The organism is Segatella copri (assembly GCF_026015625.1).
GTDB classification, from domain to species: domain Bacteria; phylum Bacteroidota; class Bacteroidia; order Bacteroidales; family Bacteroidaceae; genus Prevotella; species Prevotella copri_H.
On record NZ_JAPDVG010000001.1, the window covers coordinates 2,736,182 to 2,750,510 of the forward strand.

General features: G+C 43.5%; 10 protein-coding genes and 1 tRNA gene. 3 read left to right on the plus strand and 8 right to left on the minus strand.

The window, feature by feature from the left end; translation table 11 throughout:
- The first annotated feature begins 417 nt into the window (after positions 1-417).
- The gene (locus tag ONT19_RS11445) at positions 418-1,275 is read left to right on the plus strand and encodes an enoyl-ACP reductase FabI (protein ID WP_117587234.1); all 858 of its coding nucleotides are present in this window, start codon (positions 418-420) and stop codon (positions 1,273-1,275) included.
- A 75-nt stretch (positions 1,276-1,350) separates the two neighbouring features.
- On the opposite strand, the gene ONT19_RS11450 is transcribed toward ONT19_RS11445, so the two are convergent.
- Positions 1,351-2,358 (minus strand): endonuclease/exonuclease/phosphatase family protein, encoded by a 1,008-nt coding sequence (locus ONT19_RS11450; RefSeq protein ID WP_264952015.1) that lies wholly within the window; start codon positions 2,356-2,358, stop codon positions 1,351-1,353.
- A gap of 56 nt (positions 2,359-2,414) precedes the next feature.
- On the opposite strand from ONT19_RS11450, the gene ONT19_RS11455 reads away from it, so the two are divergent.
- Positions 2,415-2,486, plus strand: a tRNA-Arg gene (locus ONT19_RS11455).
- A gap of 146 nt (positions 2,487-2,632) precedes the next feature.
- Here the strand turns inward: ONT19_RS11455 and secDF are convergent.
- The 3 genes from secDF to ONT19_RS11470 all read right to left on the minus strand — a co-directional run bounded on the left by secDF (position 2,633) and on the right by ONT19_RS11470 (position 7,811).
- Positions 2,633-5,650: a protein translocase subunit SecDF gene (gene secDF, locus ONT19_RS11460; RefSeq protein ID WP_264952016.1), complete on the minus strand. Its 3,018-nt coding sequence runs from the start codon at positions 5,648-5,650 to the stop codon at positions 2,633-2,635.
- A 119-nt stretch (positions 5,651-5,769) separates the two neighbouring features.
- Positions 5,770-6,867 carry an endonuclease/exonuclease/phosphatase family protein gene (locus tag ONT19_RS11465; RefSeq protein ID WP_264952017.1) on the minus strand — a complete coding sequence of 366 codons (1,098 nt, stop codon included), beginning with the start codon at positions 6,865-6,867 and terminating at the stop codon, positions 5,770-5,772.
- Positions 6,868-6,872: 5 nt separating this feature from the next.
- Entirely contained in the window at positions 6,873-7,811 is a 939-nt protein-coding gene (locus ONT19_RS11470; protein WP_264952018.1) for a rhomboid family intramembrane serine protease, read from the minus strand.
- Positions 7,812-8,039: 228 nt separating this feature from the next.
- Here ONT19_RS11470 and ONT19_RS11475 point away from each other — a divergent pair, with 228 nt between their 5' ends.
- Entirely contained in the window at positions 8,040-8,315 is a 276-nt protein-coding gene (locus tag ONT19_RS11475; protein ID WP_006848085.1) for an HU family DNA-binding protein, read from the plus strand.
- A gap of 107 nt (positions 8,316-8,422) precedes the next feature.
- On the opposite strand, the gene ONT19_RS11480 is transcribed toward ONT19_RS11475, so the two are convergent.
- The 4 genes from ONT19_RS11480 to ONT19_RS11495 all read right to left on the minus strand — a co-directional run bounded on the left by ONT19_RS11480 (position 8,423) and on the right by ONT19_RS11495 (position 14,312).
- Positions 8,423-9,226 carry a gluconate 5-dehydrogenase gene (locus ONT19_RS11480; RefSeq protein WP_022121527.1) on the minus strand — a complete coding sequence of 268 codons (804 nt, stop codon included), beginning with the start codon at positions 9,224-9,226 and terminating at the stop codon, positions 8,423-8,425.
- Between the two features lie 168 nt (positions 9,227-9,394).
- Positions 9,395-10,210 (minus strand): FecR family protein, encoded by an 816-nt coding sequence (locus ONT19_RS11485; protein ID WP_234564573.1) that lies wholly within the window; start codon positions 10,208-10,210, stop codon positions 9,395-9,397.
- Between the two features lie 111 nt (positions 10,211-10,321).
- Complete coding sequence (locus ONT19_RS11490; protein ID WP_264952019.1) at positions 10,322-11,539, minus strand: DUF4249 domain-containing protein; 1,218 nt, start codon at positions 11,537-11,539, stop codon at positions 10,322-10,324.
- Positions 11,540-11,561: 22 nt separating this feature from the next.
- Positions 11,562-14,312 (minus strand): TonB-dependent receptor, encoded by a 2,751-nt coding sequence (locus ONT19_RS11495; protein ID WP_264952020.1) that lies wholly within the window; start codon positions 14,310-14,312, stop codon positions 11,562-11,564.
- Positions 14,313-14,329: the final 17 nt, after the last annotated feature.

The window sequence follows — 14,329 nt, forward strand, 5'->3', positions numbered from 1 at the left end:
ACGATTCATCGGCTCTAACAATTAGTTCCGTTCGGTTGCCGGCAGTTGCCAACAAGGTTGCTGACATATGTCGATAACTCTGCTGGCATATGGCAGCAACCCTACAAATCTAATTCCTCAGACCAACAGATACGTTATCTATAAGCATAAGATATATCTGTTTCAAGCTTATTATCTGCAAAGAATAAATAGAATATCATACTGACTGCAGGGAGCGAAATACTTGACATACCACAAAAAAGAAAACGTTTACGGCACTTTTTAGTTAAAAAATTTGGGTATATTGCACATTTTTCGTAATTTTGCGCACGATTTCAACGACTAGAACAAAACAAAGTGGTTTTACACCTTATTATATATATAGAATGATATATGTAGGGGATTGTCGTTAGTATAAACAAAAGTATTAAGATAACAATGACTCACAATTTGTTAAAAGGCAAGCGTGGCATCATCTTCGGTGCACTCAATGAGGAATCAATCGCTTGGAAAGTAGCTGTAAAGGCTGCTGAAGAGGGTGCTACTATCGCACTTAGTAATACAGCTATGGCTTTGCGTATGGGTACGCTGGATAAGCTCGCTGAACAGATCAACGCTCCTATCATCGCAGCTGATGCGACTAGCGTAGAAGACTTGGAAAAGGTATTCACAGAGGCTCAGGAGAAACTCGGTGGCAAAATCGACTTCGTGCTCCACTCTGTAGCTATGAGCCCTAACGTTCGCAAGCATCGTACATACGATGACCTCGACTACAACTTCCTGAACAAGACATTGGACATCTCTGCTATCTCTTTCCACAAGATGTTGCAGGTAGCCAAGAAGTTGGATGCTATCAACGAGTGGGGTTCTGTAGTAGCTCTCACATACGTAGCTTCTCAGCGTACATTCTTCGGTTACAACGATATGGCTGATGCCAAGAGCATGCTCGAAAGTATCGCCCGCAGCTTCGGTTACATCTATGGTCGTGAGAAGCACGTGCGTATCAACACCATCTCTCAGAGCCCTACAGCTACAACAGCAGGTAAGGGTATCAAGGATATCGAGAACATGATGGACTTCGCCGACAAGATGTCTCCACTCGGAAACGCCGTAGCTGAGGATTGCGCTAACTACTGCGTGATGATGTTCTCTGACTTCACCCGCAAGGTAACCATGCAGAACCTCTTCCACGATGGTGGTTTCTCATCAATGGGTATGAGCCTCCGTGCTATGAACCAGTATGCTAAGGATATGACTCCTTATGAGGATGAGAACGGTAATGTTATCTACGGATAATCAGGCAGAAGAGAAAAAATCTCACTAAATATACAGACAGGTATGTTCAGTAAAAATCTGAGCATACCTGTTTTTTTATTCATATCCACCCTCTATCTTAAACTTGGCAACAAGCGGAAGATGATCGCTGTATCCACCCAAATATCGTGGACCGAGATAGGTGCGGAAAGGTTTCTTTCCGCCATATTTCTCATCATCTTCTAAGAGGAATGGCAAATCTCCTATCTGGCAACTCATCTTAAGCCGGGAAAGCGAAGGACTGAAGAGAATCTGGTCAAGACTTCGCCAATCTCCATGCCAGCGATAAGTAGCCTTGGCACCATGAGAGCCTTTGACGCCAACAGATATATTAATAAGGTGATGCTGATAAAGATAACGAAGAGCCGGAGAATCGGAATAATCGTTGAAATCGCCGGCTACGATAATCCTTGCACTATCATTGAGCGCATAGATAGAATCTACAGCAGAAGCCAGCTGGCTGGCTACCTGCAGGCGGTAGGGACGCGAAACCTGTTCGCCGCCACGCCGGCTAGGCGCATGCAATACAAAGACATGGAGCGTATCATCATTTATAATCCGCCCCGAAGCGTAGAGAATATCTCTCGTAGGGCGAGTATCAGGCAGCGGCTTGATGCGGATGGACCGGAACTGTATAAGCGCAAAAGAAGATGGCTGATAAAGCAAAGCCACATCTATGCCTCGTTCATCAGGCGAATCGGTCATCACATAATCATAATTTACACCGCGAAGAGCTGAACGCCGGGTTAAATCAAACAGCACACTATCGTTCTCCACTTCGCAAAGCGCCACAAAATCGGGAACATGCCAGGACTTCTCCGAGGGTCTTGAAGGATTATCTGGGGAGGCGGTACCAACAAGCGACAAATCTTCATAACCCAAAGCCACTATAGTCTTGGAAAGATTTGCCAGCTTGCGCCAATAGCGATAAGGCGTCCACTTGTAACTGCTCTGTGGCAGGAATTCATAGTCATTCTTCAGCGAATCATGCTTCGTATCGAAGAGGTTTTCGCAGTTCAACTCCACAAAAGTGAGGAAACTTGATAAGATGAGAGTGAAAAACATAACATTTTATTTTGTATTGTCAACGATTTGATGTATCTTTGCAGTCGGTTTACAATGGTCCTATAGTTTAACGGATAGAACGGAGGTTTCCTAAACCTTTGATCCGAGTTCGATTCTCGGTGGGACCACGTACTTTCCTTATCATTCCAGAGATGATAAAACAATAAAGGTCGCTCCTGACAATCAGGAAGCGACCTTTATTATTTTTATATTCTTTCCAGTATCTTTCTCTATCCGACATACATCGGACAGAGAAAGAATGAAGAGTTTCTGATTACTTAACTTCTGCAACCTCCTCAGCTGGCTCTTCCTTAATCTTACGACCAAGAACGATGTAAGCCATAGGAGATGCAATGAAGATAGATGACAATGTACCGAATACAACACCCAGGATCATTGCGAATGAGAAGCTGCGGATGCTGTCACCACCGAGGATGCAGATACAGAGCAACACGAGCAATGTAGATGTAGACGTATTGATGGTACGAGCCAATGTCTCATTGATAGATGCATTGAAGAGCTGCTGACGGTCGCCCTTAGGATGCAACTTCAAGTTCTCACGGATACGGTCGAATACAACCACCTTATCGTTGATAGAGTAACCTACCACGGTCAGGATAGCACCGATGAAGGTCTGGTCAATCTCCAATGAGAATGGAACGAGACCCCACAGGAGTGAGTAGAAACCGATTACTGTCAAGGCATCAAATGCCAAAGCTACTGTAGAACCTACAGAGAAGGCCACGTTGCGGAAACGTATCAGGATGTAGAGGAAGATAGCAATCAATGCGAAGAGCACACTATAGATAGCACCCATAGTGATATCCTTAGCCACAGAAGGACCTACCTTTGTACTACTGATAATAGAACCACCCTGACGAACATCTGGGTTCTTGAATGCCTCAACACTCTTCTGAGAAACCAGGTTAACCTTCTTCAAGGCGTTGTAAAGGATAGTCTCTGCCTCATCGTCAACAGTTGGACTGTTGCTCTCAATCATATAGTTGGTAGATACACGGATGGTCTTGCCATCTGTACCGATAGCGATAGCGCCAGTAGTTGCCTTGGTGCCGTCTGCATTGACGAATGCATCGCCAAGAACAGTACGAATCTGCTCAGGCTCTACAGGATTCTCGAACTGTACCACATAGTTACGACCACCAGTGAAGTCGATACTCTTACTCAAGCCACGAACAAAGAAGCTACCGATGAATACCACAGCTGCTACGATGGCAATGGTGAAGGTAGTCTTGTACATAGACATGAACTTATACTTCTTGCCCTGCATCAGGTTGTGAGAAACAGGAGTATCAAACTTGCAGTGCATCCACTTATCGTGGTTCAACTTATAATCGTAAACCAGACGAGTCAGGAACACAGCAGTGAAGAATGAAACTACGATACCGATGATCCATGTAGTAGCGAAACCACGGATAGGACCTGTACCGGTAATCAACAGGATAACACCAGTAATCAAAGATGTCAAGTTAGAGTCGAAGATAGCAGAGAAAGCGTTGCCATAACCGGCAGCTACAGCCTGCTTCATACCCTTGCCAGAGCGGAGCTCCTCCTTGATACGCTCATAGATAAGCACATTGGCATCCACGGCAGTACCCAGAGACAAGACCATACCGGCAAGACCAGGTAACGTCAGAGCCGCCTGGAAGGACGTCAGAATACCCAGCGTGAAGAATACGTTGACGAGCAAAGCCAGGTTAGCCATCATACCAGGAATGATATTGTACATCATCACCATGTAAACCATCAGGAGTACGAAAGCTACAACGAATGATACAATACCCATCTGGATAGACTGTGCACCGAGTGTAGGACCTACAACCTCCTCCTGAACGATACGTGCAGGAGCTGGCATACGACCAGACTTCAATGTGTTAGCCAAGTCCTTGGTATCCTCAATAGTGAAGTTACCGGAAATCTGAGAGCTACCACCATCAATCTCGCCGTTTACACGAGGAGCAGAGTAAACTACGCCATCCAGAACGATAGCAATAGCCTTACCTACGTTAGCCTTGGTCATCTGAGCCCACTTACGGGCACCCTCTGTATTCATCTTCATGCTAACAACAGGAGAACCCATCTGGTCGAACTCGTCCTTAGCATCGGTAATTACATCACCCTCCAGTGGAGCACGACCAGTAGTGGTAGTCACCTTCAAGGCGTGAAGCTCGAAGATATTCTTAGCTTTCAGGTTATCAGCTGGCTTAGCACTCCAAAGCAGACGCAAGTCTGATGGCAGAACGCGCTTAGCCACAGCAGAGTAGATAATCTTGTTGATAGCAGCAGTATCGCGAACGCTAGCATAACCAACAGTGCTCAAACCACCACCGAGCTGCAAACGAGCCAACAATGGGTGAGCCTTGATAGCAGCAGCATTCTGCGCATCCTCGCCTACCTTGCTTGCAGCATCGTCCTTCTTCTTGATAGAGAACTTAGCCTCAGCCTTCTTAGGCTCAGCCTTAGCAACTTCTTTCTTTGCTACAGTTGTATCAGCAGCAACTGAATCTTTCTCCTCCTCACCATTATCACCATTTGCGATACGAGTATCAAGCTGCTGGAGATAAGGAGCGATTTCCTCTGAGTTGTATGTCTCCCAGAACTCAAGGTTTGCACTACCCTGGAGCATCTTACGCATACGCTCTGGCTGGCTGATACCTGGCATTTCTACCATGATACGGCCCTGCTGACCTTCCAATTTCTGGATGTTAGGCTGTACAACACCGAACTTATCGATACGGGTGCGGACAACATTGAAAGAGTTGTCAATAGCATCCTGTACAGAAGCGCGGATAGCCTTCTCTACCTCTGCGTCGCTGCTCTGAGGAGAAACCTTGCCCTGCAACTGCTGGGTAGCGAACACTTCTGCGAGTTTATGACCTGGTGCGCTCTTATGATAAGCGTTAATGAAAAGTGACACGAAGTCACCACCGTTAGCTTCTTCCTGAGCTCTAGCTTCCTTCATGGCATTGGTAAAACCAGCGTCGGTCTTATGATCGGCAAGGTTTTCAAGTACATCAGGTACAGAAATCTCAAGAATTACATTCATACCGCCCTTAAGGTCAAGTCCAAGACCAATCTGAGTCTCCAAGCAGTTCTGGTAAGAATAAACACCTAAGTACTTAACAGAATCCTTATAATCCTGCTGAGCAATAGGATCTTTAATCTTTGCAGCCTCGCTGTCATAGTAACGTGTGGCAAACGAGAATGACAAATAGAAGATACTTGCGAGTGTCAGTAAGACGGCTACACAAATTACAATTCCTTTGTTTTGCATTTCTATTTATTGTTATTAATTATTTGTTTCTTTTCAATTGCTTTTAGGGATTCTTTCAAAAACCTCCATAAAGTTGTGCAAAAATAAGCATTTTTTTTCTTATATAAGAATAATTTGCTCTATTTTTGCTTTTTAGGGCGCATTTTTAGCTTACAAATGATAGGATAGTGGTCTGAAACGGCGATTTTATCATCAACTTTACATTCATAAGGCTCCCAATCGTCTGAACACATGATATTGTCTATGCGAACAAAAAAGCCTCCATGATGATAGCTGATACCCGGTCCGTTACCACTTGCAATGTAGCAATCCGTCAAATCTTTAGCTATCGTACGATGAGCATAAGAGATAGGACCATCATTAAAGTCACCGCACAAAATAATACTCTGTTCTTTATGCTGCTGAATGTATTTTGCTACAGCCTCAGCCTCCGGAGCCCGTTTCTTTGTTGCCTCGGCAAGTTTTACAACGAGCAATTTGGAAGTTTCTTCTGCAGTATCGACCTGCAATTTTCCGATAACCAGATTCTTGAACTGGCGTCTGTCCTCTAAACTTAAGCCGGTTGTTTCCAAATGATTATTGATGAGAAGGACCTCTCTATCTTTCACTTTCAGACGATACGCTACACTCATATTTCCTTTCGATTCATAAGGAATTCGCTCTTTTGAAAGAATAGGGTATTTACTGAGCAACATAAGACAATTTCCACCATTCACGTGCATCGTTGTATCCTGATAAGCATACATCGGCTTGAGCATACTATCTATCTGCTCAACATTCCGGGAAGTAGGACATGCTTCCTGCAGACAAACAATATCAGCATCCTGCTCCTGCAGATAAGCAATACAGATATTAGTTCCTTCGGCATCCTCTGTCTGTGCACCAAAATTCCAGGTATTATATGATAGAACTTTGATACAGCCTTTTGGAGTTTCGCCAGAAAAGTTGATTGGCATATACTTGCGGACAGGAACAAAACAGATCAAGAAGCCTAAGAATGGAATAATGGCATACTTAGACCGGAAGAGCAACCAGAAAAGCAAAAAGCCTAAGTTAACTATAAGAAAAACCGGGAAAAGTAAGCCAAGATTAGCCAATGCGGCGAACTTTTCTGGCTGAAAGAAGTCAGAAAAGCCCACCAGCAACATGATGATGATAGTTGCCACATTAGCACCAGCTATCATCTTATATGTAAATTCCTTAAATCCTTTAAACATGCTTTTTACTTATTACTCTGATCAAAGAGCATCTGCTTTTCGCTAGGAGTCAAGCTATCATAACCGCTCTTTCTTATTTTATCTAAGATTCGATCTATCTCTTCCTGTGATACAACCTTTTCGTTGGTCTTACATTCAGCATCCTGTTCATAAGTCTGATTATAAGATTCATTCTTGGTATAAGTAAAATGCGTTCTACCTGCCCGACGCTTTCCACCGAACATACCTTTCAACTTATCAAAAGCGTCTGCAGAATTTGAATGATAGTAACCATTATCAATCTGCTTACGCCAATAACGGATCAGGAAGAATCCAAAGACCATACCTCCTAAATGGGCAATATGAGCCACACCGTCATCAGAGAGAGAGAATGTTGAAACCAATTCTATGACAGCATAGCCTATCACGAAGAATTTAGCTTTAATAGGAACCGGCAACGGGAAAATGAAGAGACGCTCGTTTGGATAAATCATACCAAAGGCAAGCAATATGGCATAAATAGCTCCTGAAGCACCCACGGTAGTCCATAGGTTCAGATATTGCTCCATTGTAATTCTGGCCCCATTAACACTAACATAATCATAAGCTGCCATATCCTTTGCCACATAGGTAATATACTGTGCAGCTTCCTGGAACAAACCTGCTCCCACTCCACACGCTATGTAATAAAAAAGGAATTTCTTTGGTCCCCAAACTCTTTCAACCACACAGCCAAACATCCATAAGGCAAACATATTAAAGAGAATATGCTGGAAACCACCATGCATAAACATGTAGGTAACTAACTGATAAATATGGAAATCGGATGCCAGGAAGAAATGAAGCCCAAACATATCTGTCAGGCCAGAACCGCCACCCATACTCTTGTCCATCAGCATGCATGCCAGGAATGCTACTACATTCACTATCAGCAAATTCTTTGTTACAATTGGAATATTGCGCATAACTTTATTTCTATAAACAGTTTAATAATCTGAATAATATTTGTATTTTGGCGACAAAATTACGAAAAATATCCGTGAAAACACCAAAAAATAGACTTATTACACTTAAATTTCAATAATTTCATCACTTTTCTGTTTTTTTTATTTGAACTTTCACAAGAAAAAGCTATATTTGTAAACGAATTCAACTAAGAAACAACAATATTATTCATTTAATAAAGAAAAATTATGAACAAGACAGAATTGATTGACAAGATTGCAGCAGGTGCTGAGATTACAAAGGCACAGGCTAAGGCCGCTCTTGAAGCTACAACAAACGCATTGAAGGAAGCCCTCATTGCAGGTGACAAGATCCAGTTGGTAGGTTTCGGTACATTCAGCATTAACGAGCGTCCTGCTCGTGAGGGTATCAATCCAGCTACTAAGGAGAAGATCCAGATTGCAGCTAAAAAGGTTGCTAAGTTCAAGGCTGGTGCTGAGCTTGCAGATGCAATCAACAAATAATTGTAAAGATTATTTTAATTACGAATATAGGGCAGTCCTTTATGGCTGCCCTATATTTTTTTATTCTATTCAAGTTTATTCAAACTTAAATCTTCATGTTTGATCCTTTATTTTGGCTGCTTTCCGATATATGCCAAGATACCACCATCTACATAGAGAATGTGACCATTCACTGCATTAGAAGCATCTGAAGCCAAGAAAACAGCAGGACCTGCCAACTCTTCTGGTTCCAACCAGCGACCTGCAGGAGTCTTTGCACAAATGAAGCTGTCGAATGGATGACGGCTACCATCTGCCTGACGCTCACGGAGAGGTGCTGTCTGAGGAGTTGCGATGTAACCAGGGCCCAAGCCATTGCACTGGATGTTGTACTCACCATACTCTGAGCAGATGTTACGTGTCAACATCTTCAAGCCACCCTTGGCAGCTGCATATGCAGAAACTGTCTCACGGCCCAGCTCGCTCATCATAGAACAGATGTTGATAATCTTACCATGACCCTTCTTGATCATACCAGGGATAACTGCCTTAGATACGATGAAAGGTGCAGTGAGGTCAATGTCAATAACCTGCTTGAAGTCATCTACAGACATCTCTGTCATAGGAATACGCTTGATAATACCTGCGTTGTTTACCAAAATATCAATAACACCAAGTTCCTTCTCGATGTCAGCTACCATGTTTTTCACCTGTTCCTCATCTGTTACATCACAGATATAACCCTTTGCCTCAATACCCTTTGCTTTGTAATCTGCAAGAGCCTGATCCATGTGGTGTTGGCTACGGCAATTGAAAGCAATCTTAGCACCAGCTTTGGCATAAGCCTCAGCAATAGCGAAACCGATACCGTATGCGGCACCTGTTACGAGGGCAACCTTACCCTCCAATGAGAATAGTTTGTTAAAGTCCATACTTTTATTTTTTATAAATTGTTTGATTTGTTACGAGGGCAAAGATACAAAATAATTTTGAATATCACCCTAAATCAATACGAAAGATGCACCCTTTTTACTTATTTTCTCATTTTATTGACTGCTTTTCCTAAGTTTGTCCCTTTTTACGATGTTTTATTCACACACTTATCTTATCTGAACACCCAGTGTTTCTTCTATTACTTGGATGACCTGTGGGATGGAATTCGTATCAAAATCACCCGTCAGACGCTTGCTCTCATCAGAAGCAGTATAGCTTGTGCCTGATAATTTAGAAAGATCCTCCAATACTTCTGATAATGGAGTATTGTCGAAATGCAGGCGATGGGTAGCCCATGCCACATCATTGATATCATAATCTGCCAACAACTTAGGCTGGGCAGCCCCTTTCAATAGACGTGCCCGTTTTCCTTTAATCAGGAAGACACCCTCTTCAGAGTTACGAGCTGTGAAAAGCACCTTTCCGCTGGTTACCATCACTTCGGGAGCATCCGTTCTTTCATCCACCATAAACTGGGTACCGAGCACCCTTACATGTCCATGTTCTCCCATCACATCGAAAGGATGCTGTTCATCATGCTTCACCTGATAATAGATACATCCCTTCATCTCCACCTTTCTGCAATCATTTTTTTGATAGGAAAGAGAAGAATGAGGCATCAACGATACCTTCGTTCCATCTGGCAAATGATACGCCACTACTTCTGATTCGGCAGAAAGCGTTACCGTCTTTGGCTGCAAAAGCGTATAGGCTCCTATGGTGAAAAGTACCAGAATAGATGCAGCCACAGCTATCCAGCGGATGCGACGCATGCGTAAAGATACAGTTGCAGCATGCGAAACCTCTTCATCAGCAATGCCAACCCGAGCCTTCACTTTCTGCAAAGCCTTCCGGGTATCCAGCTTGCCCGGCTGAAAATACTTCAGCACAAAATCCTGTTCATTCTTGTTGATCTTCATCATAGAATCCCTTTCTTCCTTTAAAATTGTCCTGTAATCTGTGCCTTGCCGGCAATGGCAAAGCACAAGGTACCTAAAATGATAAAAAGACTTCTTTTCATACTCCTCACTTTTTTATTTGGTATATATTCCACCTTGATTATCCGATGGTGCCGATGGCAATGGGGCGATATATTTCGAAGCTTCACAGACATTAAATCCTGCCACTACACCGAAACCACCTTTTACGTTCGAATAAGTAGGTGTCACCTGCATCAATCCAGCGTCCGCCCAACTATTGCTCTGCGCATCGTTAATGCTCTTCAAGAAGCGATAGTACTCTGGAGTAACCTTGCAAAGTTGTACATTATAAGTAAAGCCAAACAAACGGTCCCAACCATCATACGTGTGCCAATAAGAATCATTACTGTTCACTTCCAAATTCATCGTATAGGTCTGTCCATTTATCGTCCGGTCATTGAAGATATAAACATCATCAAAGTATTTGTATTCGTCAAAGCCGAAATCATTATCCAACTCTGACTTCTTGTTAATCAATGGCTCACTGGTGGTCACCATCTCAGGCCAAACAATATTTGATGCCAAACTATCAAAACACCATTCATATTCATCCTCCCTACCCAAATAATTAAGGTAATCTTGGTAATTATTAGCATAAACATCATATTGCCATCTATTGCCTTCTTTGGGAACACCTTTCAAGTTTCCATATTTCTGCTTGCGAGTTACCTTCACAGAATAATAATCCGTGGTTGAAGCAGGGTCACTAAAAGTCGCTTCCAACTTATCTACCGAGAAATAAACATCATGATCCGACGATTTCTCTTTCAAATGGATGTCACCTATATTTACATCAACCTTCTCAGGAATGGAAGTCGAAGCAGAAACCTCGGAGAGACCATCTGCCGATACCTGGACCTCAATCTTATCTCCAGCCTTCTGCTTTCCTACGGCATAATACTGTCCTATTAGGGTAGAAAGAGACCAACTATCGGAAACTTGAGAAAAGGACTGCGCTTCCTTTATGTTTTCGATACGTTTCACCTCCTGTGGCATTCCATTTACCTTATATACGACACTTGCATCCACGGGCAAGCGTGATTGGGTATCTATATCTCCTTTGAAAGAAGAAACGGGCAAGCTTTTCGTTACAACGATAAGTGTGGTATCTCCCTCCGTTGGAAAACAATAAAGTACCAATCGGGGAGTATCTTGCAGCTTCTTCACATCAAAATCATCTATGCAAGAAGAAAAGACCACGCTCATCAAAAAGAAGAACAGTCCCCATTTCCAACTTACATTGATTTTTATTCTTCTATGATTTGTATTCATATCCAATGAGATTTCTTTTGTTTTAAAACTTGATAGTATAGCTAAATGAAGGTATTATTGGAATAAATCCCTTGTTTTTCGCCTCAAACTGCTGCGTACCCTCATTATAGTCCACCTTGACGTACATCGAGTTGAGATGGCAATAAGCATTATAGATGCTCAAATTCCAAATGCGCTCATGTCCATGCTTGGTGACATGACGGAAATCGAATCCCAAGTCCAAGCGATGATAAGCTGGAAGCGTCAAATTATTGGGGATGGCATAGACATAAGAGGCGGAATTCCACCAATTCCTGTAATACTTGCCTTCTTGATCTGGCAAGCTTGGCAATGCCGCCAACTGGGTTGGCACCGTGGCATGATTGCCCGTGTGATAGTTCCAGACCGCAAAGCAACTCACCTTCTTGTTGAACGCATACCGCAAGGACAGATTCAGCTTATGGCGGTTATCATACTTGTCGTAATACCAATCCTGATAGAAGTCATCATACTTTCGCTTGTTCCAAGAGAGCGTATAAGAACCACTCAAAGTCAGATGATTGGTGCGATAAGTGGCATCAGCCTCAACGCCATAGAAGAGCCCCTTGCCATCCATCACTTGCGAATCCCAATGCTCAGCAGGCGGCTCTATGCCTACCCAACTGCTGTATTGAAGCAGATGCTTGGACAACTTGTAATACCCTTCGAGCGACAGAAGCCAATGGCGGTTGGGCTGGGCATAGATTCCTGCCGCAAACTGATAAGAACGCATTGGCTTCAGATTTCGGGTAGTCGGTACCCAATAATCCGTAGGCAAGGACAAGTAGCTGTTAGAGACCTTATGCACATACTGGGTCATCTGAGTAAAGGAAGCCTTCAGCGACACCTCATTGCTCAGTTGATATTTCAGGGCAAAACGTGGGTCGATATTCAAGAAGTTCTTGTTACTGATATGAAAAAGGCCCATATTGAAGCCAACATTCATACTCCAGTTGCGGTTGATATTGATTTCATCCTCTGCGTATACCGTCCACTCATGCGCCACATGACGATTACTACTATTCATTCGGATGGTATCAACTTGGGCTGATGCATTTCCCTCATATCCAGTATAATCCAATTGCATAGCTGTCTGGGGGCGAAAGAGATGCATCGTATAGTCGCTTCCAAAACGGAAATGATGACGAGGGTTCGGACGGTAATCGAATGCCAGACGATAGCCCGCATCATAAATCGTTGAGGTATAACCATGCTCCAAGTGAGTGACAGAAGTGGCATTCTCTCCCGAAGGATTGATATAACGATCATCATCAAAGGAATACAACTTGGAACGATTATGGGAATACACCGCTGTAATGTTTGAAAAGAGCTTCGGAGAGAACAGGTAGTTCCAGTTGAGTGCTACATTAAAGTTTCCCCAATCCAGCTGCGACTTCGTCAAGTCCTTGTCATAGCTTTGGTTGGGTTGATACCCATCTGCCTTACTTTGATCAAAATCATCCTTCACATCCCAGCTGTCTTTTCCGTGATAGAGACTCAAGTCTATCTTCGAACGGTCGTTGAAACGATGGGTTACCTTGGCATTCAGGTCCATGAAGTAATAACCTATCGAGAGTTTATCGTCTGGATCAGAGAAAGCCTTGGTCAAGGGACGGGACAGCAAATCCATCCAGGAACGGCGCATACCTATATTATAAGAGGTCTTGCCTTTCCGGATAGGTCCCTCAAACTGCACACTGGCATCGAGCAGTCCGATGCGATAGGCACCATGAAACTGATTCATGTTTCCATCGGCAGTACGCACATCCACCACCGACGACAATCTTCCACCATATCGTGCAGGAAAGCCGCTCTTGTAGAAATCCACGTTCTTCACCACATCGGCATTGAAACTGGAGAAAAGCCCCAGCGCATGATTCGTATCATAAAGCGGAGTACCATCTATCAGATAAAGGTTCTCATCACCATTGCCGCCATGCACATAGAGTCCGCTTGCCAACTCCTGTCCTTCTGCCACTCCACTCACACGCTGCAGGGTCTTCACCACATCCGGCGAAGACATCAGGGCAAATTCAGTCTTGATATCCTTGTTCGAAAAGGAGCGCTTGCCGGTTTGCGTGGTCAGAAGCGGAGAGTTCAAGTCGCCATCTACCACCACCTCAGGCAGTTTACCATCAACACGGAGTGCCATATTATGATGCATATCTTTCGAAAGATTCCATTTTTCCACCTTGTCGGCATAGCCCACATACGAAAAGCGAAGCTGGTGCTCGCCTTCAGGCAGAGTAAGCGAAAAGAAACCATACTCATTGGTGGTTGTGCCGATGCCATCCGTCAGATCATAGATGGTGGCATTAATCAGCGATTCGCCACTCTCGTCACGGACGTATCCGCTGAGAGTGTGGCGACGCTGAACCTGCTGAACTTTGTGATTGATATTCGTGTAAGATGTTGATATTTGTTGTACGGGTTTTCGCTTCAATATCACATAGTTCGCATTGATATTATATAGAATATGAGTTTTCTCGAAAAGCGCTTTCAGTGCCTTCTTCACCGGAAGATGCTGGATGTCTGGTCCATGATACTTGATGTTCAATTCCCCATCAAGCGATGAATCATAGACGAAGTTGATTTTCCTGATGCGGTGCAGCCAATCCATCTGCTGACGGATGGTGGTAGAAGTCTCAGTTTCCACCATCATCTTCGGCGTACCTGCCAACGTTGGAGCTGGCAAGGCTAGAATTGAGAGCGCAAAAATTATCTCTTTACCTTTCATAACTGTACTTTTATTCATTCTTTTATTGCTATAAC

Bases quoted from the DNA above. Each gene is read 5' to 3' on its own strand.
- ONT19_RS11445 (WP_117587234.1), top strand. From the start codon at position 418: ATGACTCACAATTTGTTAAAAGGCAAGCGTGGCATCATCTTCGGTGCA.
- ONT19_RS11450 (WP_264952015.1), bottom strand. From the start codon at position 2,358: ATGTTTTTCACTCTCATCTTATCAAGTTTCCTCACTTTTGTGGAGTTG.
- secDF (WP_264952016.1), bottom strand. From the start codon at position 5,650: ATGCAAAACAAAGGAATTGTAATTTGTGTAGCCGTCTTACTGACACTC.
- ONT19_RS11465 (WP_264952017.1), bottom strand. From the start codon at position 6,867: ATGTTTAAAGGATTTAAGGAATTTACATATAAGATGATAGCTGGTGCT.
- ONT19_RS11470 (WP_264952018.1), bottom strand. From the start codon at position 7,811: ATGCGCAATATTCCAATTGTAACAAAGAATTTGCTGATAGTGAATGTA.
- ONT19_RS11475 (WP_006848085.1), top strand. From the start codon at position 8,040: ATGAACAAGACAGAATTGATTGACAAGATTGCAGCAGGTGCTGAGATT.
- ONT19_RS11480 (WP_022121527.1), bottom strand. From the start codon at position 9,226: ATGGACTTTAACAAACTATTCTCATTGGAGGGTAAGGTTGCCCTCGTA.
- ONT19_RS11485 (WP_234564573.1), bottom strand. From the start codon at position 10,210: ATGATGAAGATCAACAAGAATGAACAGGATTTTGTGCTGAAGTATTTT.
- ONT19_RS11490 (WP_264952019.1), bottom strand. From the start codon at position 11,539: ATGAATACAAATCATAGAAGAATAAAAATCAATGTAAGTTGGAAATGG.
- ONT19_RS11495 (WP_264952020.1), bottom strand. From the start codon at position 14,312: ATGAATAAAAGTACAGTTATGAAAGGTAAAGAGATAATTTTTGCGCTC.